Here is a 22,087-nt window from a genome sequence, read left to right on the forward strand (position 1 = left end):
AAGCTCCTTGGTTGGGGGTGTTGGGGGCAAAGCCCCTGACCGACGCGCCGCCCCCCACGCCCTACCCCCGGATATGCAGCACGCAAATCAGCGTGAACAGGCGGCGGGCGGTCGACAGGTCGAGGCGGATTTTATCCTCCAGCCGCTCGCGCAGCATTTCGGACCCTTCATTGTGCAGGCCCCGGCGGCCCATATCGATGGCTTCGATCTGGGCAAGGCTTTGGGTTTTGATCGCGGTGTAATAGGTGTCGCAGATATGGAAATAATCGCGCACTACCGAGCGAAAGGCCGCGAGCGGCAGTTGCACCCGCTCAAGCGGGTCTTCCGCCGGGGTGCGAATATCGAGGATCAGGCGATTGTCTTCGATGCCGAGGCGCAAATGATAGGGGCCGGGATGGCCGACCAGCTCGAAGCTATTTTCTTCCATCAGGTCGAACATGGCAATCGCGCGCTCGTGTTCGACCGTCTGGTTGCGGCGGACAACCGATTTCTCGTCGAGCTTCACATCGACAAGGCGATTGTCCGGCGCGCTCATCGGGTTTGCTCCGGTATCCGCACGGCGACCGACAACCCGTGGGCGTCCAGCCCCTCCGCCGCCGCCAAGGTCAGCACCGACGGGCCGAGCGCCGCCAGCGATGCCGGGCTACAGCCAACCAAGGTGGTGCGCTTCATGAAATCCAACACGCCGAGACCGGAGGAGAAGCGCGCGCTGCGCGCCGTTGGCAGCACATGGTTCGGCCCGGCGATATAATCGCCCATCGCTTCCGGCGTATAGCGCCCCAGGAAGATCGCCCCGGCATTGCGGATTTTCGCCGCCAGCGCCTGGGGATCATCCATCGCCAGTTCCAAATGTTCGGCGGCGATGCGGTCGATAATCGGCAAGGCCGCGTCGAAGCTTTCGACCAGGATGATCGCACCATTGTCGCGCCAGCTTGCGGCCGCAATCTCCGACCGAGGCAGGCTTTGCAGGCGAATATCCACCGCCCGCGCCACCGCATCGGCATAATCGGCATCGTCGGCAATCAGGATGGACTGGGCGCTGCTGTCGTGTTCCGCCTGGCTTAAGAGATCAACCGCGATCCAATCGGGATCGGTCTTACTGTCGGCGACCACCAGAATTTCCGACGGACCGGCGATACTATCGATACCGACTTGGCCGAAAACAGCGCGCTTCGCCGCCGCCACATAGGCATTGCCGGGGCCGACGATTTTATCGACCGGCGCAATCGTCTCGGTGCCATAAGCCAGCGCCGCTACCGCCTGCGCCCCGCCGATCTTATAGATCTCCGTGACGCCCGCGCGCTTGGCCGCCGCCAGAACCGAAGGGTTCAGCACGCCATCGGGCGCGGGCACGACCATAACGATCCGCGCCACCCCCGCCACTTTGGCGGGCAGCGCGTTCATCAGCACCGAGGAGGGATAGGAGGCGAGCCCGCCCGGCACATAAAGGCCCGCCGCCTCGACCGGGCGCCAACGCAGGCCGAGATCGACCCCGGCCGCATCGGTATAGGCGATATCGCTGGGCGCTTGCCGAGCGTGGAAATCGGCGATGCGCTGGGCCGCAATATCCAGCGCGGCCAGCAGGTCCGGCGCGCAGGCCGCTTCTGCGGCGTTAATATCGGCTTCCGTGACCTTCAGCGCGGCAAGGCTTGGCGCCGTTACCCGATCGAAGCGGTTGGTATAGTCAACCACCGCCGCATCGCCGCGCGCCTGCACATCCGCAATGATCGCCGCCACCGCCTTCGACACATCGTCCGAAGTTTCGCGCTTATCGTTCAGCAGCGCGGTAAAGCGGCTTTCGAAATCGGGGCTACGGGCGTCAAGCCGCACGGGCACGGGTTACCTCCGCAAAACGATCAATCCAAGCGGTTAACTCGTCCGACCGGGTTTTCAGCGCCGTGCGGTTAACGATCAACCGAGAAGAAACATCCGCAATCCGCGCCACTTCCACAAGCCCATTGGCGCGCAGGGTAGCCCCCGTGGAAACGAGGTCGACAATACGCTCGCACAACCCCAGAGTGGGGGCGAGTTCCAAGGCGCCGTTGAGTTTCACGCATTCGGCCTGCACGCCGCGCTTGGCGAAATAAGCCTTGGTGATTTCGGGATATTTCGTCGCAACCCGCACATGGCTCCACTGCTGCGGCTCGTCGGCTTCGACCAGGGCGGCTGGTTCGGCAACCGAAATATGGCAGCGACCGATCCCGAGATCGAGCGGCGAATAAAGCTCGGAGTAGTTAAACTCCATCAGCACATCCGACCCCGCAACCCCCAGTTCCGCCGCGCCGAACGCCACGAAGGTGGCAACATCGAAGCTGCGCACGCGGATGATCTGAAGCCCCGGAATATTGGTCTCGAAGCGCAGCTTGCGGGACGAATCGCGCAAAAACTCCGGCTCCGGCTCGATCCCGATGCGGGCCAAGACCGGCATAACCTCGTCGAGAATGCGGCCTTTCGGCAGCGCGAGCACGAGGGGGCGGCTATCCATCAAACGGCTCCTTTGCCGCTATCGGCATGGGTTGGCACCGAGGCGCAGGGCCAGGGGGCGCCAAAATCTTCGGCCAGAATATCAAGGCTGGAAATGGTAAAGCGGATTGCCGCTTCCGGCTGCCCGGCGCATAGCAGCACCAGCGGCCCGCCAGGGGTGTGGGTGAGCGTCAGCGCCGACAGAAAACGCCCGCGTTCGGTCAGATCAAAGCCCTTGCGCTGCACCCCCGTGACGTGGCGGATGCGCAGGGCCATATGTACCCGCTCCCGCGCGTCTGGGGCTTCCCAGCGAAAGCGATTGGCGACTGCCAGGAATTCGCCCGCCCCGGCATCGAAATGCAAATCGGCGACGGGCAACAGCGCGTCTTGCAGACAGGCACTGAGAATCTCGAGATCCGCCGCGTCGGCGGCCCGTAATTTCAGGCCCGGCGCGCTCATGCGTCCTCCCGCACCCGCGCCACATCGGCGCCGCAGGCCGCCAGCTTTTCCTCAAGCCGCTCATATCCGCGATCCAGATGATAGACGCGGTGGACGGTGGTTTCCCCCTCCGCCGCTAACCCGGCCAGCACGAGACTGACGGAGGCGCGCAGATCGGTCGCCATCACCGGCGCGCCGGTCAAGCGCTTGACGCCGCGCACCAGGGCCGACGATCCGTGAATGGTGACATTCGCCCCCATGCGCGCCAGTTCTGGCACGTGCATGAAGCGGTTTTCGAAGATCGTTTCGGTCATCATCGCCGCGCCATTCGCCACGGTCATCAGCGCCATCGTCTGGGCCTGAAGATCGGTGGCGAAGCCTGGAAACGGCTCCGTCATCACATCGACCCCGATCAGCGGTGCCGAGGTGCGGGCAACGCGGATGCCGCCCGCTTCCGCCGTGACCGTCACCCCGGCTTCGCGCAGCTTATCGACGAAGACCGGCAGATGCTCGATATGGGCATTGCGCAGCAGAATATCGCCGCCGGTGATCGCCGCCGCAATCGCATAGGTGCCTGCTTCGATCCGGTCGGCGACGATCTGGTGCTGGGCGGCGTGCAACCGCTCGACGCCCTGGATGCGCACGGTATCGGTGCCGAGGCCCTCGATCTTGGCGCCCATCGCGATCAGGCAGTGGCCGAGATCGACCACTTCCGGCTCGCGCGCCACATTCACAAGCTCGGTTTCGCCCTTGGCCAGCGCCGCCGCCATTAAGAGATTTTCCGACGCGCCGACCGACACGACCGGAAAGACGAAGCGCCCGCCCGTCAGGCCCTTCGGCGCGCGGGCTTCGACATAGCCTTCCGACAGATCGATTTCGGCCCCAAGGGCTTGCAGCCCCTTTAGGTGAAGATCGATGGGCCGCCCGCCGATGGCACAGCCGCCGGGTTGCGACACGCGGGCAATCCCGCAGCGCGCCACCAACGGCCCCATGACGAGGAAGCTCGCGCGCATCTTGCGCACAATATCGTAGGGCGCGGTGGTAGAGGTGATTTCCTTGGCCGTCAGCGCCAGCACCCGCCCGGTATGGCCGCCATTGGCGGCGCCGTTCATCGAGACCTGCACGCCGTGCTGCCCGAGCAGCGCCAGCAGCGTCGAGATATCGGCGAGATGCGGGACGTTGGAGAGGGTCAGGGTTTCATCGGTCAGCAGCGCCGCCGTCATCAGCGGCAGGGCGGCATTCTTCGCCCCGCTGATGTCGATGGTACCCTTTAGGACGTTGCCGCCGCGAACTCTGATCTTATCCACCGGATTATCCTCTCTCGAACGGACGGCTGGTTAAAGGCGCGGCAAGGTTACGCCGCGCTGGCCCATATATTTGCCCGCGCGGTCGGCATAGGAAACTTCACACGGCTCGTTGCCCTGGAAGAACAGAAACTGGCAGATGCCCTCATTGGCATAAATTTTCGCGGGCAGCGGCGTGGTATTGGAGATTTCAATCGTCACCTCCCCCTCCCACTCCGGCTCCAGCGGCGTCACATTGACGATGATGCCGCAGCGGGCATAGGTCGATTTGCCGAGGCAAATCACCAGCACATCGCGCGGGATTTTGAAATATTCTACCGTCTGCGCCAGAGCGAAGCTGTTCGGCGGGATGATGCAAACGTCGGTCTGCCGATCCACGAAGCTCTTGCTGTCGAAATTCTTGGGATCGACAACGGCGGCATCGACGTTGGTGAAGATCTTAAAGTCGCTCTTCACCCGCGCATCGTACCCATAGGACGATAGGCCGTAGGAGATAACGCCGTCGCGCGACTGCCGCTCGACGAAGGGCGAGATCATCCCTTCTTCCAGCGCCATTTTGCGGATCCATTTATCCGACAGTATCGCCATGCTGCGTGCCGCTCCTTAAAGCCATTCTGTACCGGCGTAACACCCGGACCTTGGCTTCTACCCCAGGCACGGGCGGGCTTTCAAGCTGCCCCGCCCGTTTTCATGGGCTGGACGGGGTTGCATCGGGGCCAAGCGCCTCGTCGGCGGCATCGTCGCGCCCGCGCTTCTGCTGCTTGCGGCGCTTCAGATTATCGCGCAGGGCGGCGGCCAGCCGGTCGGCCCGCGCCTGCTGCTGCGCTAAAGTTTCCGGGGTGATGCTGGGAGGGGTCTTGCTCATGATGAAACGACTATCCACACCCGCCGTGAAAACGAAAATAGCGAAACCCTTCGGCCTGCCGCACACTATGACCGCTTTTTCGCACTTGCCAAGCCCAAGCCTGTGGGGTAAACACCCGCCCACACCGAACGGCGCCCTGCCGAACGATGGAAAAGACGGCGCTGCTGCCGTAGCTCAGTGGTAGAGCACTCCCTTGGTAAGGGAGAGGTCGACAGTTCAATCCTGTCCGGCAGCACCATCTTCCAGGCCTTCAAGTCTCTGACTTGGAGGTTTTTTGTTTTTGGGGCTTTAGTTCCCGTATGAGCTTTTCCGTTTTCGCCCTGGTTCTCGTCGCCGCTGCCGTTCACGCCGGGTGGAATGCGCTGATCAAGGGGGCGGGCGATAAGATGCTGAGCACCGGCCTCGTCACGGTTATGGCGGCCGGGCTGGCCGCAGGGGGCTTGCCGTTCCTGCCGCTGCCAGAAACTGCGCTTTGGCCGTATATCCTGGGCTCGACCCTCCTGCAAATTCTCTACTATGCCTTGGTGGCGGGGGCCTATCGCCGGGCCGATTTCAGCCAAGCCTATCCGCTGATGCGCGGCACCGCGCCGTTAATCGTTGCCCTTGTGGCACACTTTGGTCTTGGGCAACCGCTGCCGGGCTGGGCATGGGCGGGCGTCGGTCTGCTGTGCGGCGGCATTATCGCCACGGCGGGTGGGCGTCGCGGGGGGCCGGGAACGGGGATGGCCCTGCTCAACGCGTTTGTGATCGCGGGCTATACGCTGGTCGATGGGATGGCGGTCCGCCGCACGGGCTCTCCCCTCGCCTATACGCTCTGGATTTTTCTGCTGACCGGCGTCGCCCTCGGAACCTGGACTCTCGCCCGCTATCGGCGGCGCGCCGTCGACTATGCCCGCCGCCACTGGGCCCTCGGCCTAAGTGGCGGGGCGGGCACGCTGATCGCCTATGGTATTGCCGTCTGGGCGATGGGCCAGGCGCCGATTGCCCTTGTCGCGGCCCTGCGGGAGACGTCCATCGTGTTTGCCGCCGGACTGGCGGTTTTGCTGTTTGGCGAACGGCTGCCGCGCGCCCGCTGGCTTGCGCTCGGGGCGATCCTCGGCGGGGTTGCGGTGCTGCGGTTGACTTAAACGACGGGCACCGTCGGGGCTAACTCATGCGCCCAAGGCGGGTTGGCCCCCGTTCGGGAAACGGTGACCGCCGCCGCCCGGGCGGCCAGGCTCAGCGCCCGACGAAGATCGCCGATCTCAAACCGGGCGATCCCGTCCGGCGTTAGGCGTCCGCAGGCGGCCAGCCCGGCCAGAACGCCCGCCGCAAACGTATCCCCCGCGCCAATCGTATCGGCAACCGGGACGCGCACCGCAGGAACAACAACATGGCCGCAGTCGGCCCAAGCCTCTGCCCCGGCACCGCCGCGCGTGACGACGACGAGCTTAACGCCGGCGTCTAGCCAGTGATCGATCACCCCCTCCCCGCCGATCCAGGCCAAATCCTCGTCGGAGAGTTTTAGAATATCGGTAACGGCGATCAGCCGGGCGAGACGCGCGCGATAGGCATCAGGTTCCGCCAGCAGCGCGGGCCGAATATTGGGATCGAGGGAAATCAGCCGCTTCCCGGCTTCCCTTAGGGCCAGGGCTTCGAAGGCGCTGCCGCAAGGTTCCTGCATCAAGCTGGTCGCCCCAAAATGCAGGGCGGTGATCGCAGGCGGCAAGGCGGGCAAATCGGCAGGCGCCAGCATGACCCCCGCCGATCCCTGATCGACGAAGCGATAGCGCGCCTGCCCGTCGGTCAGGGTAACAAAGGCCATCGCCGTAAACCGGTCGGTGCGCGGGGCAAGATCGGTCTGCACCCCACTGTCGGCCAGGGTTGCGCGCAGCAGATCGCCAAACGGATCGGTTGAGATCGGGGCAAAAAAAGCGGTCGGCGCGCCGAGCCGCCCGAGGGCAATTGCCGTATTGAAGAGCGCACCGCCCGGTAAGGGGCGCAAACACGGCTGCCCATCCGCCGAAACGGTCGGAACCATATCGATCAGCGCATCGCCGCAGCACAGGATGGTCACCGAACCGGCTCCTTCAGCGTTACTTTCGGATCAAGCAGATACGAGTCGAACAAGGGCAGGCTGGCCCCGCCAATCGCCCTTGCCATACTGCCCGCCGTCCCTTCGACGATCTGCGGCGCGACGATCCCCTGCAAATCAAGCCGCCCCATCGCCGCGCGCGTTGCCGCGACCAGCCTTTCGCGTACCGCAACGGGAAACGCCCCATCAAGGATCGCCGCCGAAAAATCGATGACCGAGCAGGCCGCCGCAATCGCCTGCGCCAGATTATCCGCTGCCATCGCGATCCAAGCGTCGAGCACGCTGCCGAGATCGTCCCAATCGTCTGGGGTACGCCATAGCCGCGACGGGTCTTCCCCCGCCGCCTTCAAGGCTTGTTCGAGTGTGAACAGCGAGGCGACGTTGATCAATTGGCCCCATTTTTGGGTGGGGCTGCGCACCGGCATCGAGCCGACCGCCCCAGCGTTGCCCGTGCGCCCGCGATAAACGGTGCCGTTCAGCACCACGCCCCCGCCGATAAAATAGCCGACGAAGAAATAAATGAAGTCGGGGTAGTCCGCCCCCTGCCCGAAGGTCAGTTCCGCCCCGCAGGCCGCCGTCGCGTCATTTTCGACAAATACAGGGTAGGGCTGCACCTCGGCCAGCAGATGAACAAGGTCCGTGTCGCGCCAGGCCTGCATATCGGCGCCAACAATATCGCCCCACAACCAGAGTTCGAAGGGAATGGCAACCCCCAGCCCGGCGATCCGGCCCCGTAGGTCCGGCGCCAGGGTCTCGGTTAAGGCGGGCACCCCCTGGGCCACGAAGCGGGCGATCCCCTCCGGCGACGGCCAAGCGTAGGCTTCGCGCAGAACCTGCCGAACCGTGCCGACGAAATTCAGCAGCAGCAGTTCCGCACTGCGCCGCCCGACCTTAAGCCCCAGGGCAAACACCCCATCGGGATTAAGCGCTAAGGGCGTGGACGGTTGCCCGACCCGACCGCGCTGGCGTTCGCCCCGGACCAGCAGTTGATCGTCCTCCAGCCGCCGCATGGTCACCGAAGCGGTTTGCGGCGATAGGCCGGTCATGCGGGCGATTTCGGCCTTCGGTAACCCGCCGTGACGCCGCACGAGCGACAGCATCAACCGTTCGTTCAGGGTCAACCCGCCCGAAGATTTGCGCCCTGCCGGATCTACGCCCGGTTCCTGGCTGTTTGCGTTTAGCACCATCATTCCTCCCGCCCGCACGGTCTTAGAGCAAGGGTGCGGCCCGCACAAGAATGCCGCATCGAATAAATAAATCAATCTGCTTTATCTATTGACGCCCGGTTGAAGAGGGTATTATCTAGCCGTCGAGAGGGGACGCAGGTCCCCTGTCCAAACGAACAGAGACAGCGCCTCGCGACAGGCGCGCCTATCGATCCACCGGGAGGATCCCAATATGAAAGTTCTCACGCTTGCATCCTGCGTTGGCGCCCTTGTTGCCGGGATGGCGGTCAGCAATGCCGCCCTGGCCCAAACCAAGGCCTGCCTGATCACCAAGACGGAAACCAACCCATTCTTCGTGAAAATGAAGGAAGGGGCGGCCGCGGCGGCGACCAAGAGCGGGATTACGCTGCAAACCTTTGCCGGTAAGCTGGATGGCGACGTTGAAACCCAAGTGGCGGCGGTCGAAAGCTGCATCGCCGGCGGCGCCAAGGGCATTCTGATCACCCCGTCCGACTCGCGCGCCCTGGTGCCGGTCGTCGCGAAGGCCCGGCAAGCGGGTGTTTTGGTGATCGCGCTCGATACGCCGCTGGAACCCGCCTCTGCCTCTGATGCGGTGTTCGCCACCGATAATTTCAAAGCGGGCGAGTTGATCGGCAAATGGGCCGCCGCCAAGATGGGCGATAAGGCCAAATCGGCGAAAATCGCCCTGCTCGATCTCAGTGCCCAGCAGGTGTCGGTCGATTATCTGCGCGATCAAGGGTTCTTGAAGGGCTTCGGCATTGACATCAAAGATCCCAAAAAGATCGGCGACGAAACGGATGCGCGCATCGTCGGCCATGACGTGACGGCGGGCAACGAAGAAGGCGGGCGCAAGGCGATTGAAAACCTGCTGCAGCGCGACCCCAGTATCAACATGGTCTATACCATCAACGAACCGGCGGCAGCGGGGGCCTATGAAGCCCTGAAAGCCCTTGGGATCGAAAAGAATGTCACCATCGTATCGGTCGATGGCGGCTGCCCGGGCGTGCGGAACGTCAAACAAGGTGTGATCGGCGCCACGTCGATGCAGTTCCCGCTGCTGATGGCCGCCAAGGGGATCGAAGCGATCGAAGCCTTCGCCAAGACCGGCCAGAAACCCAAAGCGACCGATGGTCTCGACTTTTACGATACCGGCGTCGAGTTGATCACCGATGCCCCCGTCTCGGGCATCCCGTCGATCACGTCCGAGGATGGTCTGAAGAAGTGCTGGGGCTAAGCCCCTAACGTTCTAACCGTCCGAATACTCTTCCTCCCCGGGCAGGGTGGTCCGGCGCACCTTTTCCCTAAGGCTGCTTCCGGTATCGCCCTGCCCTCATTCTTTATGGGACAGAGGAGCCTGCGATGAGCAAGGCTAGTGCAGAACGGGCACGGCTGCCCGCTTCCAGCGATGGATTGACCATGACCCGAGTTTCCCCCCCTGACGGCGAAAGCAAGCTGAACGAGAATTTCGCGAAATTCTTGGAACCCGCCCCCTCCCCCCTCGTGCGGCTTCAGCATTTCTTGCACGGTAACCCGACGATGGTGCCGGTCATCGTGCTGCTGCTCAGCGTTCTGGCGTTCGGTGTAATTGCGGGGGACCGGTTCTTCCATCCCTTTAACCTGTCGCTGATCCTTCAGCAGGTGTCGATCATCGGCATTCTGGCGGCGGCGCAGAGCCTGGTGGTGCTGACGGCGGGGATTGATCTGTCCGTCGCGGCAATCATGGTTCTCTCCTCCGTCATCATGGGGAAACTCGCGATCGATGTCGGGCTGCCGACGCCGCTGGCGATTGGGATCGGCTTTGCGGTTGGCGTTGGCTGCGGCTTTATCAATGGGGCGCTGGTCACCCGCCTCAAGCTGCCGCCGTTCATCGTAACGCTCGGCACCTGGAACATCCTCTTCGCGCTGAACCTTTGGCTGTCCAACGCGCAATCGATCCGCAGTCAGGACATCGACCAAAGCGCCCCGCTGCTGAAATGGTTCGGGGAGCGGGTCGGCTTCCTTGGCGCGCAGTTTACCTACGGCGTCTTTTTGACGGCGATCCTCTTTGCCGCCCTCTGGTTCCTGCTGAACCGCACCGCTTGGGGCCGTCACGTCTATGCGGTGGGCGACGATAAAGACGCCGCCGAACTGGCCGGGATCCGCACCAACCGCACCTTGATCAGCGTTTATGTTCTGGCCGGGCTTGTCTGTGCGCTGGGCGCCTGGGCGTCGATTGGCCGCGTCGGCTCCGTCAGCCCACAGAGTTTTTACGAAGGCAATCTGCAATCCATCACGGCGGTTGTGATCGGCGGGATCAGCCTCTTCGGCGGGCGCGGGTCGATTTTGGGGCCGTTGATCGGCGCCTTGATCGTCGGCGTATTTCAATCGGGCCTCCGCCTGTCGGGCGTCGATGTCCTGTGGCAGATGTTTGCGATTGGCTGGCTTATCATTCTCGCGGTCGCCTTAGACCAATGGATCCGAAAGGTGTCGGCATGACCCCCGTTCTTCAAGCAAAGGGCTTGGTGAAGCGCTATGGCCGCGTCGTCGCCCTCAACCACGCCGATTTTGATCTCTACCCGGGCGAAATTCTGGCGGTCATTGGTGATAATGGCGCGGGCAAATCCTCGCTGATCAAAGCCTTGTCCGGGGCGTTGGTGCCAGACGAGGGCGAAATCCTGCTGGATGGCGTGCCGGTCAGCTTCCGGTCGCCGCAGGAGGCGCAGGATGCCGGGATTGCAACGGTCTACCAGACCCTCGCCCTCTCCCCCGCGCTGTCGATTGCCGATAATATGTTCCTGGGGCGGGAACTGCGCAAACCGGGACCGCTCGGGCGGTATTTCCGCGTGCTGGACCGCGCGGCGATGGAGCAGAAGGCACGCGGCATGCTGTCAGACCTCGGCCTGCTGACCATCCAAAACATCCGCCAGCCGGTCGAGACTCTGTCCGGCGGTCAGCGCCAGGGTATCGCCGTCGCCCGGGCCGCCACCTTCGGCTCTAAAGTTGTCATCATGGACGAGCCGACCGCCGCGCTGGGGGTCAAAGAATCGCGCCGTGTGCTCGACCTCATCCTGCGCGTGCGCGAGCGCGGTCTGCCGATTGTGCTAATCTCGCACAATATGCCCCATGTGTTTGAAATCGCTGACCGCATCCATATCCATCGGCTCGGCCAGCGCCTGTGCACCATTCGGCCCAAAGATTATTCAATGGCCGATGCGGTGGCCTTCATGACCGGCGCCAAAGAACCGACGGCACAGGCCGCCTGATCCTGCCCCGCCCCAGGCCGGCCGCCTGGGGCGTTGCGCCGTTTGGGACTAACCCTCTATTGCCCTGAGCGAAACTGCGCTTAAATGCGCGCGTTTTCGCCACAGGAGCCGCCCATGTCCCGCCCCCGCATTCATGTTCCCGATCTGCCGATGCCCGATGCCGTTCTGGCGCGGATTGCGGCGGAGTTCGACGCCGTGCGCGGCGGGCCGGTGCCGGACGGGGTGGCGGGCCTGCTGATCACCCCGCGCGACAAACTGACGCCGGAAGCGATCGCCGCCCTCCCCGCCTCGGTCACGGTCGTGGCGACCTTTTCGGTCGGCTATGATCATATCAATATCCCCGCCGCCAAAGCGCGCGGGCTGATCGTCACCAATACGCCCGATGTGCTGACGGAGGCGACCGCTGATATCGCCCTGCTCCTCATCCTCGCCGCCAGCCGCCGCGCCCGCGAAGGGGAAGCGATGGTGCGCGAAGATACGTGGGTCGGCTGGAACCCGATGCAGTTGATCGGTTGGCAGATCACCGGCAAGCGCCTGGGCATCGTTGGCATGGGGCGCATCGGCCAAGCTCTGGCGCAGCGGGCGCGGGCGTGCGGGATGCAGATTCATTATCACAACCGCACCCGCCTTGCCCCGGCGGAAGAAGCAGGCGCGATCTATCACGAGACGCTGGAAAGCCTGCTGCCAATCTCCGACGTTCTGTCCCTGCACGCCCCGGCGACGGCGGCGACTGACCGGCTGATGAATGCCGACCGGCTGGCGCAATTGCCCCATGGGGCAATCTTGGTCAATACCGCGCGCGGCACTTTGGTGGACGATGATGCGCTGATCGCCGCCCTCGGCACCGGCCAGATTGCCGCCGCTGGGCTGGATGTCTTTACCGGCGAACCCGCCATCGATCCGCGTTATCGCAGCCTGCCCAACGTCTTCCCGCTGCCCCATCTCGGCAGCGCCACAATCGAAACGCGCACCGCAATGGGCATGCGCGCGCTGGATAATCTGGCTGCCGTTCTGGGCGGAAAACCGCCGCTGCATCCGGTGACGGCCTGATCCGTCTATTCTATACGCATTTGCGGCATGTGTTTTCCTTGCCGTCCGCTTCCAGTTCGGGCAGTTTTAATCGAAATTGCGTTGAATTCAGGCAACGGCAGGACAGGATCGGTTCCCAGGTGACGATGGTTCAAGGCCTACAACACTCATGACCGTGACCGGCTTTCCCCTTACGGTTGTCGGCTTCCCCAGCGAAACGCTCTCGCTGGTCGAAGAGGTTGTGGCGACGGGAACCTTGGCCGTGCAAACCCTGCACGTGCTGCCGAAACTGCCCAAGGCAGGAGCCCTGCCCGTGCGGGACGGGGTTTGCATCGTTGCCGCAACGCCGGAAACAGAAGCCGAGGTTTTGGCGTTGCCAGACACGGTCGGGGCCGATGGCGGGCCGATCCCGACGCTGGTGCTCGCCGCGCCCGTCAGCCAGGCCGATTTCCGACTGCGGGCGCTCGATTGCGGTTATGATGATATCGTTGCCCTGCCGCTTGACCGGGCGGAATTGATCGCGCGATTGCGGTCGGCGGGAATGCTGTTGGCGGGCCGCGCCGAAGTGCGGGAAGCCCAGATCACCGCCGATCAACGCTATGCCCTGATCGCCCTCGGCGCGAACGATGGGCTGTGGGATTGGGATCTCGCCTCGGGCCAGGTGCGCTATTCGCCGCGCCTCGCCGATATGATGGGCCTGCCGCCCAATAGCCAAAGCTGCGTGATCGAAGATTGGCTATCCTGCGTTCTGCCCGAAGACCGCGATTGGGTCGATGCGACGCTGGAAGAGCAGGTCGAAAACCCGTCGCGGGATTTTAAGATCGAGTATCGGGTGCGCGATGCTAATGGCGCGACCCGTTGGGTTCTGTGCCGGGGGACCGCGTTGGGCGGCGGCGAGAATGGGCGGGCCACCCGCATGGCCGGGTCGCAATCCGATATCACCGCGCGCAAAGAAGCCGAAGAGGCGCTACGGTCGAGCGAGGAACGCTATGCCCTCGCCATTATGGCCGCCAAGGATGGGCTGTGGGATTGGGATGTTCGCACCAATTCCATTCTGTTCACCCCGCGCTGGAAAGAAATGATCGGCTGCACCCCGGCCGAGGTTGGTACCGACCCGGACGAATGGTTCAGCCGCGTCAATCCCGACGATCTGATCTGGCTGCAAGCCGCCGTTGAGGCGCAAATCGCGACCGAAGAAGAACCCTTCCAGATCGAATATCGCATCCGCCACACCGATGGATCGGAACGCTGGATGCTCTGTCATGGGCTGACGATCCGCGACCCGCTGACCGCACGGGCCGTCCGCATCGTTGGTTCGCAATCCGACATTACCGAGCGCAAACAGGCCGAGCAGCAAGTGCTGCACGATGCCTTTTATGACGCCACCACGGGCCTGCCCAACCGCGCGCTTTTCCTCGACCGTCTGGCGCAAACCCTGCGCCGCTCCGATGGCACCATTGCCGATTGCGCCGTAATGGTGGTGGAGGTGAACCGCTTCGCCAGCCTCGCCAACTCGCTCACGCCGACCCAGGCCGACCGGCTTCTGCGTGAAATCGGCGACCGGCTGGGTCAGACCGTCGTTGCGTCTGACACTTTGGCCCGGCTAGAGGGCGCCAGCTTCGGCTTTCTGCTGCAAGGCATGACCGACAACGACACGATCGGCCACCGTGCGCTTGCGATCCACACGGCCCTAAAACCGGTCATCGAGTTGCCGGGGGCACCAGCGATCTATGTGACGGCCCGGATCGGCGCCGCCACGCCCAACGGCAACCAGCGGGCGGAAGAGCTGCTGCGCGATGCGTCGCGCGCGCTCAATCGCCCGGGCCTCGATGCCGAAAAAGGCGTCGCCCTCTTCTCCGCCGATGGGCGGGACGAAGAGTTTGATCCGCTCGCGATGGAACGCGACCTGCGCGCGGCCATCGAGGCGGGCGGGCAGTTACAACTGCATTATCAGCCGATCATCGATCTTCAGTCGGGGCGCTTGGTCGGGTTTGAGTCGCTGATGCGCTGGCAACACCCCGGCATGGGGATGGTGCCGCCGATCCGCTTCATCCCACTGGCGGAAGAAAGTAAGCTGATCGTGCCGATGGGCCTGTTCGCGCTGGAACAGGCCTGCCGTCAGGTCAACCATTGGCGGCGCCTGCTGCCGGACGCCGGACGGCTGTTCATCAACGTCAACGTCTCGGGCGTCCAGATGCAGGAGCCGGACTTCGTCGAGCGCGTGGCGGAGGTTCTGGCCCGCGAAGGCACCCCCGCCGATGCGCTAAAGCTGGAGATTACCGAAAGCGTCGTTCTCGACGATGTCGATAAGATGCTCTCGATCCTAAGCCGCCTGAAGGCGATGGGCCTGCGGCTTGCCATCGACGATTTCGGCACGGGCTATAGCTCCCTCTCCTACCTGCATCAATTCCGCTTCGATGCGGTCAAGATCGATCAATCCTTTGTGCGCGCCATGCGCCAGCGCCCGGAAAACGGCTTGATCATTCGCATGATCGCCGAGCTTGGTCGGGGCCTTGGCTGCGAAGTGATCGCCGAAGGGGTGGAAACCGCCAATGACGTTATCCGCCTTGCCCAGCTTGGCTGCATGTATGGTCAGGGGTATCACTTCGGTCGCCCGCGCGATGCCGATACGATCGAAAAACTGCTTTCCCCTGCGCGAGAAGAAACTGAAGCAAGCATTTAACCTGATTGTGTAATAATCGGGATGCGCGTTCGCCCGGTGTGCCGTATGATCTTACGGAATTACGGCCGCGTGGCGTAGCGTCCAGGGTCTGTGTGCAGCGCAAACACTAGCGGCAGAAGGCCGAAGAAGGCAGAGAGAATGAGCCGGAACATTACGAACGAAGATGTCCTTCGCGCCCTGCTGCAAATCGGGACGGGACTGCATCGGGAATTTTCGGAATTCCGCGATACGCTCAAGGTCGCTGCGCTGACGATCAACGAAAAAAAATTCGAGGAAGCCAAACACCTCGCGCGGGAACTTGAGGAACTGTCGAAGCACATCCTCAACACCAAGCGGGAAATCGCCCTCATCTCGGTGCAGACCGACGGCGGCAACTTCCAATCGGCAAACTTCGAGCTGGACGCGGTGGTCAAACAGACCGAAGACGCGACCAACAATATCATGACGGCGGCGGAAAATATCGACGCCAAGGCCGCCGAGCTGCGCGAACTCGAGGACGCGGAAGAACGCGCTGCCAAGATCACCGAGATCAACAATGAAGTCATCACGATCTACGAATCGTGCAACTTCCAAGATATTACCGGCCAGCGCATCCGCAAGATCGTGCGCATGCTGACCTATATCGAAACCCGCATCGAAAATATGATCCGCATCTGGGGCACCAGCGAAATCGGCCAGATGACGGAAAAGGCCCGCGAGGAAGAGCGGGCCACCGCCGACGATGAAACCGATCTGCTGAACGGCCCGCAGCTTCCGGGCGCCGCCGTCAGCCAGAATGAAATCGACGATTTCTTCCGCTAAGCGCGGCTAGCCCCGCTTGCTGGGCGCCAGCCAATAACCAAGCCCGAGGCTGAGCGCGGCATAGGCCAGGGTCGCGCCGAAACTGCCGAGGAAGGCGCCAAAGCCAAGCGTCAGCCCCACGAGCGCCAAGCGGGCCGGAAGGCCTTTCAGCAACCGTAACCCGGCGAGCAGCGCGGCGAGATAGCCGCCGAGGAAGTTTTGCGCGGACAGTTCGAACAGCATCGCCGTGTTCCAGCCCATCAGCCGCGCCGTCAGCAATGAGGCAACCGCCAGCAGGCCGAAGGTCAGCACCGCCCGACGCGGCACGCCCGAGGGGCCAACGCGGCTAAGCGCCTGGGGCAACAGCCCTTCCCGCGCCGCCGAGAAAATTAGCCGGGACGCCCCCCACAGGCCGCCGATCAGCGCCAGCAGGATCATGGTTGCCCCCAGGGCAGCCACGGTCTTTTCCGCCCAAGGGCCGAACAGATTGCCCGCCAACGCCGCCACCGGCGCCCGCAATAGGGCGGGATCGCTGGGATCGAGCCGAAGCTGCACCGCCAAGGCAATGCCGACGTAGAGCACCAGCATCGCCAAAAACGCCCCCGCCAGGGCCAACGGAAAATCGCGGCGCGGCTGGCGAAACTCCTCCGCCGTCGAGCAAAACAACTCCCAGCCAGTGAAAGCAAAGAATAAGGCCCCCAGGGCAGGCAGGGCGGCGAGTGGGGAGGCGGCCGTCAGCCCGGCGGCAATATCCACCTGCGGCCCGGCCAGCGCGACGGCAGCCAGCACGCCCAATAACGCGATCAGGCCGAAGGTCATCAGCGATTGCACCGATCCGGCGATCTGGGCGCCGCCGAGGTTCACCAGGGTAGCCACCGCCAGCACCGCCAACCCAACCCAGGTTTCCGCGCTCGGCGGCAGACCGAAGAAGGCGGCAATATACGACCCGCCGCTGAGCCCGATCGCCGCCGCCCCCGGTAAACAGGCGCCGATCAGCAGCGCTTCCGTCGCCCGGCCGGCGCGATAACCGAAAGCGGCTTCGGCAAATCCGGCCACGCCGCCCGCCGTGGGATAGCGCGCGCCGAGCTTGGCGAAGAGCAGGAGCAGCGGCAGAGTCAGCAGCGCATTGATCCACCAAGCATGGATCGCCGCCGCCCCGACGAGACCAACACCGATGCCCGGCAGGATCAATAGCCCGCTGCCCACCACCATGCTCAAGGCAACCCCGATCCCCTGCACCACCCCCAAGCTGGGCCGCAGGCTGGGAGCATCCGCCCCGCAGGCCGGTTCGTGAACGGACATGCTGTTTTCTCCTACCGAAAAACCCGATATACGACAGAAAGATGGCGCATCGCCCTGCCGGAAATCGCCCCGGCAAGATGGCGGAATGCCCGGCAGTTTGACGGGATGAAGGGCAGGATGGACGAGATCGACCGGCAGTTGCTGACCCTTTTGCGCGGCGATGGGCGTATGCCGACGACGACGCTGGCCAAGCGCGTCGGCCTTGCCCGCTCCAGTGTGCAAGAACGGCTCGACCGGTTGCAGCGCGACGGCGTGATCCGAGGCTTCACCGTCATAACCGGCGCCACTGCCCCTGGCGCGGTTCAGGCCTATCTCATCGTTAAAATGTCCGAAAACTGTTATAAACTGCAAGGCGCCTTGCGCGCTATGCCCGAAGTTCTGTTCGCTCATAGCATCACCGGCGACGAAGATTTGCTGATATATACCGAAACCGCCTCGACCGACGCCCTCGCCCGCGTGCGCGAGCAGGTGGAAAAAATGCCCGGCGTTTTGCGCGTCACCACCGCGCTCGTCCTCAACCGCTGGGTCGATCGGCCCGGGGGCGCGTGAAACAAGCCTGTCTGCGGGCGTGAGCGATCTTGCTTTCAAACGCGGGGCTGCTAGGGTTGCGGCGGGTGCGCTGCGGCAAGACCAGATGTACCCTCGTTTCATTCCTGGGAACACCGTCTGAATGCCGACCCCCGCGACGCTGCTGACCATCGACCGTTCCGCCCTGGCCGCCAACTGGCGCTTTTTGGCCGGGCAAGCCGCGCACGGGCATTGCGCCGCCGTGGTGAAGGCCGATGGCTATGGGCTGGGCGCGGTTGAAGCGGCCTCGGCCTTTCTCGCGGCGGGCTGCACGCGGTTTTTCGTCGCCCATCTGGCCGAAGCAATCATCCTGCGGGCCGGGCTGACCGAGCGCTTCCCCAACGCCAAACCCAGTATCGGCGTGCTGAATGGGCTACTGCCGGGCGAGCAGGCGGAGTTTCTGGCCCATGATCTGCTGCCGGTCCTCAACACGCCGCAGCAAATCGCCGACTGGCAGCCGGAGCATCCGGCGATACTGCAAATCGATACGGGGATGAGCCGCGTCGGTCTTGAAGCCACAGAATTCGACGCGTTGCTGCCCGACCTGCGCCGCCGTAATTTCGGGCTGCTGATCAGCCATTTCGCCCGCGCCGACGAACCGCAGGAGGCCTTGAACCGCCTTCAGATTGACCGGTTCAGCGCGGCGATGCAGCAGCTTCCGGGGGTGCCCGGCTCGCTCGCCGCCTCCTCTGGGATTTTTCTGGGGCCGGACGCGCATTTCGATCTGCTGCGCCCCGGCTATGCCCTTTATGGCGGCAATCCCGTCCCGGGCAAACCCAACCCGATGCAGCGCACCGTGACTTTGACGACGCCGATTATCCAAGTGCGGGATGTGGAGGCCGGGCGCCCGGTCGGTTATGGGTCGCGCTGGCATGCCCCCGCCCCGGCGCGCATCGCCACAATTCCTTATGGGTATGCCGACGGCATCCCGCGCGTGACCGCAGGCGCAACCTTCTGGCTGAACGGCAAACCCGCCCCGGTCGTCGGGCGCGTCTCGATGGATTTGATCACTCTGGACGTGACGGCCTTGCCGGAGGCGGTGCCGGGGGCGCAGATCGAAATCCTCGGCCCGAACCGCGACATCGACACCGCCGGGGCCGATGGCGGCACGCTGGGGTACGAGATTCTCACCAGCATCGGCCGCCGCGCCGTGCGCCAGTATATCGGGTAGATGATGCCGCTGCTGACGCCGCTCGGGCGCTTTGCCCTCGCCTTTTTCGCCACCTGTGGCCGGGTGACGCTGTTTGCCCTTGAAGCGGTGAGCCATTGGCTGCGCCCGCCCTTCTATGGGCGGCAGTTTCTGAAACAACTGCTGGAAATCGGCTATTACTCGCTGCCGGTCGTTGGGCTAACGACGCTGTTTACCGGCATGGTGCTGGCCCTGCAGGGCTACACGGGCTTTGCGCAGTTCAACGCCGAAAGCACGATTGCCAATCTGCTGGTGCTAGCGATCACCCGTGAACTGGGGCCAGTGATGGCCGGGTTGATGGTGGCAGGCCGCGTTGGCGCGGCGATGGCGGCGGAGCTTGGCACGATGCGCGTGACCGAGCAGATCGACGCGCTCGATACCCTCTCCACCCCGCCGATGAAATATCTCGTCGCGCCGCGCCTCTTGGCCGGAACCTTGGCGCTGCCGCCGCTGGTCGCCATCGGCGATATCATCGGCGTCATGGGCGGCTGGCTGATCGGGGTGCAGAAGCTGGGCTTCAACGGGGCCGCCTATCTTCAGGCAACGATGAATTATCTGACCTTCGAGGATGTCTTCTCGGGCCTCGTCAAAGCTGCCGTCTTCGGCTTTACCGTCACGCTGATGGGCTGCTACCACGGTTTCTATTCCGGGCGCGGCGCCCAAGGCGTCGGGTCGGCCACCACCAATGCCGTCGTCTCGGCCTCCATCCTCATTCTGGTCTTCGACTATCTGCTGACGGAGGCGTTTTTCGCAAAATGAGCGCCGACTACAAGATCGCCGCGCGCGGCGTCAGCAAGAGTTTCGGGCGCAAGCATGTGCTGCGCGGGGCCGATCTTCTGGTGCCGCGCGGGCAAAGCACGGTCATCATCGGCGGCTCGGGCACCGGCAAGTCGGTGCTGCTGAAGTGCATCCTGGGGCTGATCGAACCCGATGCGGGCCGCATCGAAATCGACGGCGTCGATATTCTGAAGGAAGGCCCGCGCAGCCGCCGCGACATTCGCCAAAAGATCGGCATGCTGTTCCAAGGTGGCGCCCTGTTCGACAGTCTAAGGGTCTGGGAAAATGTCGCCTTCGGGCTAATGCAGGGCGAACGGATGAGCGCGCGCGACGCAAAACCGATTGCGGTGCAGAAGCTGGGACAGGTCGGCCTTGGCCCCGATGTCGCCGATCTTTTCCCGGCAGAACTGTCGGGTGGGATGCAAAAGCGCGTCGGCCTCGCCCGTGCCATCGCCCGCGAGCCGGAAATTCTGTTCTTCGACGAACCAACCACTGGGCTTGATCCAATCATGGCCGGGGTGATCAACGATCTGATCCGCCAATGCGTCGCCGATCTCGGCGCTACCGCCGTCACCATCACCCACGATATGACCAGCGTGCGCCATATCGCCGATCAGGTGGCGATGATCTATCAGGGGCAATTCATCTGGTGTGGGCCGATTGGCGAGCTTGATCAGTCGGGCAATGCTTATGTGGACCAATTCATCCACGGCCGCGCCGACGGGCCGATCGCCCTGCAAGTGCGGAGCGCCTGATGGCGCGCGGCGGCAGCCATTACGTCTGCCAGTCCTGCGGGGCCTTTTACGCGAAATGGCAGGGGCAATGCACCGCCTGCGGCGAATGGAACACGCTGGTCGAAGAATCGGCCCCGCCGCCGGTGGGCGGCAAGAAGGGCGCTTCGGCGCCTCGGACGCGCGGCGGCGGGCTTGATTTCGTCGATCTCCACGGTTCCTCCGCCCCCGCCCCGCGCCGCCCCAGCGGGATTGGCGAGTTAGACCGGGTAACCGGCGGCGGTATCGTTCCCGGCTCCGCCATTCTCATCGGCGGCGATCCCGGCATCGGCAAATCAACCTTGCTCACCCAGCTTGTCGCCCGCTTGGCCGAAACCGGGGCGCGCTGCGCCTATATCTCCGGCGAAGAAGCCGTCGATCAGGTGCGCTTGCGCGCGGGCCGCCTGGGGATTTCGGCGGCGCCCGTCGCCCTCGCCTCCGCCACCGCCCTGCGCGATATTCTTCCGGCGCTGGAAACCGATAACCCGCCCGATGTGGTGGTCATCGATTCGATCCAGACCATGTATCTCGATGCGCTGGACAGCGCCCCCGGCACGGTCGGCCAAGTGCGCGCCTGCGCCCAGGAATTGATCCGCGCCGCCAAGAAGCGCGGCTTCGCGCTGATCCTGGTAGGCCATGTCACCAAGGAAGGCGCCATCGCCGGGCCGCGCGTGCTGGAACATATGGTCGATACGGTGCTGTATTTCGAAGGCGAGCGCGGTCACCAGTTCCGCATTCTGCGCGCGGTGAAGAACCGCTTCGGCCCGACCGACGAAATCGGCGTTTTCGAGATGACCGACCGGGGCCTATCGGAAGTGCCGAACCCCTCTGCCTTATTTTTGGCCGAACGGCGGGACAATGTATCGGGCGCGGCGGTTTTCGCAGGTATGGAGGGCACGCGCCCGGTGCTGGTGGAAATCCAGGCGCTGGTCGCCCCCACCAGCTTCGGTACACCACGCCGCGCCGTCGTCGGCTGGGATAGCGGGCGGCTTGCGATGGTGATGGCGGTGCTGGATGCACGCTGCGGCCTATCCATCGGCGCGCAGGATGTGTACCTGAACGTTGCGGGCGGGTTGCGGATTTCCGAACCGGCGGCGGATCTGGCAGTTGCCGCCGCGCTGGTTTCCGCCTATTCCGGGGAACCGGTACCGCCGGATATGGTGGTGTTTGGCGAAGTCGGGCTAGCGGGCGAGGTTCGGCAAGTCGGTCAAACCGATGCGCGGCTGAAGGAAGCCTTGCGCTTGGGCTTTGGGCGGGCTTTGATCCCGGCGCGCCGGGCGGGGGCTGCGCAAGGGTCGAGCGGACTAACGCTGACCGAGATCGACCGGCTGGCGGAGCTTGTGGAACGCCTCGCCCCGGCGGAAGACAATACATGGCGGCGCAAGCTGCCGTAAAAGGAACCAGAACGGGTCCGAGA

General features: G+C 63.9%; 22 protein-coding genes and 1 tRNA gene. 13 read left to right on the top strand and 10 right to left on the bottom strand.

Annotation, left to right across the window (positions count from 1 at the left end):
* Positions 1-61: 61 nt before the first annotated feature.
* The 7 genes from CHR90_RS11525 to CHR90_RS19430 form a co-directional block, all read right to left on the bottom strand.
* A complete protein-coding gene (locus CHR90_RS11525) occupies positions 62-535 on the bottom strand; it encodes a UPF0262 family protein (RefSeq protein WP_094409135.1) in 474 nt (157 codons plus the stop codon).
* Positions 532-1,836, bottom strand: a complete 1,305-nt coding sequence (gene hisD / locus CHR90_RS11530; RefSeq protein ID WP_094409136.1) for a histidinol dehydrogenase — start codon at positions 1,834-1,836, stop codon at positions 532-534. The genes CHR90_RS11525 and hisD overlap by 4 nt, the downstream gene beginning before the upstream one ends.
* Positions 1,820-2,485 carry an ATP phosphoribosyltransferase gene (gene hisG, locus CHR90_RS11535; RefSeq protein ID WP_094409137.1) on the bottom strand — a complete coding sequence of 222 codons (666 nt, stop codon included), beginning with the start codon at positions 2,483-2,485 and terminating at the stop codon, positions 1,820-1,822. Before hisG ends, hisD begins: the two co-directional genes overlap by 17 nt.
* Positions 2,485-2,922 carry a DUF2948 family protein gene (locus CHR90_RS11540; protein WP_094409138.1) on the bottom strand — a complete coding sequence of 146 codons (438 nt, stop codon included), beginning with the start codon at positions 2,920-2,922 and terminating at the stop codon, positions 2,485-2,487. The genes hisG and CHR90_RS11540 overlap by 1 nt, the downstream gene beginning before the upstream one ends.
* Positions 2,919-4,208, bottom strand: a complete 1,290-nt coding sequence (gene murA, locus CHR90_RS11545) for a UDP-N-acetylglucosamine 1-carboxyvinyltransferase (protein ID WP_094409139.1) — start codon at positions 4,206-4,208, stop codon at positions 2,919-2,921. Before murA ends, CHR90_RS11540 begins: the two co-directional genes overlap by 4 nt.
* A 30-nt stretch (positions 4,209-4,238) precedes the next feature.
* Positions 4,239-4,793, bottom strand: coding sequence for a dCTP deaminase (gene dcd, locus CHR90_RS11550; protein ID WP_094409140.1), 555 nt, complete (start codon positions 4,791-4,793; stop codon positions 4,239-4,241).
* Between the two features lie 100 nt (positions 4,794-4,893).
* The gene (locus tag CHR90_RS19430) at positions 4,894-5,070 is read right to left on the bottom strand and encodes a hypothetical protein (protein WP_170941378.1); all 177 of its coding nucleotides are present in this window, start codon (positions 5,068-5,070) and stop codon (positions 4,894-4,896) included.
* Positions 5,071-5,233: 163 nt separating this feature from the next.
* On the opposite strand from CHR90_RS19430, the gene CHR90_RS11555 reads away from it, so the two are divergent.
* Both CHR90_RS11555 and CHR90_RS11560 read left to right on the top strand, forming a co-directional pair.
* Positions 5,234-5,308: transfer RNA gene (locus tag CHR90_RS11555), tRNA-Thr, on the top strand.
* Between the two features lie 61 nt (positions 5,309-5,369).
* Positions 5,370-6,197 (top strand): EamA family transporter, encoded by an 828-nt coding sequence (locus CHR90_RS11560; protein WP_094409141.1) that lies wholly within the window; start codon positions 5,370-5,372, stop codon positions 6,195-6,197.
* On the opposite strand, the gene CHR90_RS11565 is transcribed toward CHR90_RS11560, so the two are convergent.
* Both CHR90_RS11565 and CHR90_RS11570 read right to left on the bottom strand, forming a co-directional pair.
* Positions 6,194-7,126, bottom strand: a complete 933-nt coding sequence (locus CHR90_RS11565; RefSeq protein ID WP_212668670.1) for a carbohydrate kinase family protein — start codon at positions 7,124-7,126, stop codon at positions 6,194-6,196. The genes CHR90_RS11560 and CHR90_RS11565 overlap by 4 nt on opposite strands.
* Entirely contained in the window at positions 7,123-8,334 is a 1,212-nt protein-coding gene (locus tag CHR90_RS11570) for an ROK family transcriptional regulator (protein WP_094409142.1), read from the bottom strand. The genes CHR90_RS11565 and CHR90_RS11570 overlap by 4 nt, the downstream gene beginning before the upstream one ends.
* Before the next feature lie 208 nt (positions 8,335-8,542).
* Between CHR90_RS11570 and CHR90_RS11575 the strand changes: the two genes are divergently transcribed.
* From CHR90_RS11575 to CHR90_RS11600, 6 genes are all read left to right on the top strand, one after another.
* Positions 8,543-9,565, top strand: coding sequence for a sugar ABC transporter substrate-binding protein (locus CHR90_RS11575; RefSeq protein ID WP_094409143.1), 1,023 nt, complete (start codon positions 8,543-8,545; stop codon positions 9,563-9,565).
* 125 nt (positions 9,566-9,690) lie between these two features.
* Positions 9,691-10,806 (top strand): ABC transporter permease, encoded by a 1,116-nt coding sequence (locus CHR90_RS11580; protein WP_229671436.1) that lies wholly within the window; start codon positions 9,691-9,693, stop codon positions 10,804-10,806.
* Positions 10,803-11,573 carry an ATP-binding cassette domain-containing protein gene (locus CHR90_RS11585; protein WP_212668671.1) on the top strand — a complete coding sequence of 257 codons (771 nt, stop codon included), beginning with the start codon at positions 10,803-10,805 and terminating at the stop codon, positions 11,571-11,573. The genes CHR90_RS11580 and CHR90_RS11585 overlap by 4 nt, the downstream gene beginning before the upstream one ends.
* 114 nt (positions 11,574-11,687) lie before the next feature.
* Positions 11,688-12,623 (top strand): 2-hydroxyacid dehydrogenase, encoded by a 936-nt coding sequence (locus tag CHR90_RS11590; protein ID WP_094409146.1) that lies wholly within the window; start codon positions 11,688-11,690, stop codon positions 12,621-12,623.
* A gap of 148 nt (positions 12,624-12,771) precedes the next feature.
* Complete coding sequence (locus CHR90_RS11595; RefSeq protein WP_094409147.1) at positions 12,772-15,285, top strand: EAL domain-containing response regulator; 2,514 nt, start codon at positions 12,772-12,774, stop codon at positions 15,283-15,285.
* Positions 15,286-15,423: 138 nt separating this feature from the next.
* A complete protein-coding gene (locus CHR90_RS11600) occupies positions 15,424-16,086 on the top strand; it encodes a protein phosphatase CheZ (RefSeq protein WP_094409148.1) in 663 nt (220 codons plus the stop codon).
* Positions 16,087-16,092: 6 nt separating this feature from the next.
* On the opposite strand, the gene CHR90_RS11605 is transcribed toward CHR90_RS11600, so the two are convergent.
* The gene (locus CHR90_RS11605; protein WP_094409149.1) at positions 16,093-17,367 is read right to left on the bottom strand and encodes an APC family permease; all 1,275 of its coding nucleotides are present in this window, start codon (positions 17,365-17,367) and stop codon (positions 16,093-16,095) included.
* Positions 17,368-17,484: 117 nt separating this feature from the next.
* On the opposite strand from CHR90_RS11605, the gene CHR90_RS11610 reads away from it, so the two are divergent.
* The 5 genes from CHR90_RS11610 to radA all read left to right on the top strand — a co-directional run bounded on the left by CHR90_RS11610 (position 17,485) and on the right by radA (position 22,064).
* Complete coding sequence (locus CHR90_RS11610) at positions 17,485-17,916, top strand: Lrp/AsnC family transcriptional regulator (protein ID WP_170941379.1); 432 nt, start codon at positions 17,485-17,487, stop codon at positions 17,914-17,916.
* Between the two features lie 121 nt (positions 17,917-18,037).
* Positions 18,038-19,105 carry an alanine racemase gene (gene alr, locus CHR90_RS11615; protein WP_094409151.1) on the top strand — a complete coding sequence of 356 codons (1,068 nt, stop codon included), beginning with the start codon at positions 18,038-18,040 and terminating at the stop codon, positions 19,103-19,105.
* Positions 19,106-19,108: 3 nt separating this feature from the next.
* Positions 19,109-19,882 carry an MlaE family ABC transporter permease gene (locus tag CHR90_RS11620; protein WP_229671473.1) on the top strand — a complete coding sequence of 258 codons (774 nt, stop codon included), beginning with the start codon at positions 19,109-19,111 and terminating at the stop codon, positions 19,880-19,882.
* Positions 19,879-20,655, top strand: coding sequence for an ABC transporter ATP-binding protein (locus CHR90_RS11625; RefSeq protein ID WP_094409153.1), 777 nt, complete (start codon positions 19,879-19,881; stop codon positions 20,653-20,655). The genes CHR90_RS11620 and CHR90_RS11625 overlap by 4 nt, the downstream gene beginning before the upstream one ends.
* On the top strand, positions 20,655-22,064 hold the full coding sequence (radA, locus tag CHR90_RS11630) for a DNA repair protein RadA (RefSeq protein WP_094409154.1): 1,410 nt from the start codon (positions 20,655-20,657) through the stop codon (positions 22,062-22,064). Before CHR90_RS11625 ends, radA begins: the two co-directional genes overlap by 1 nt.
* The last annotated feature ends 23 nt before the right edge of the window (positions 22,065-22,087 follow it).

Origin of the sequence: Elstera cyanobacteriorum (assembly GCF_002251735.1) — a bacterium.
Lineage (GTDB): Bacteria > Pseudomonadota > Alphaproteobacteria > Elsterales > Elsteraceae > Elstera > Elstera cyanobacteriorum.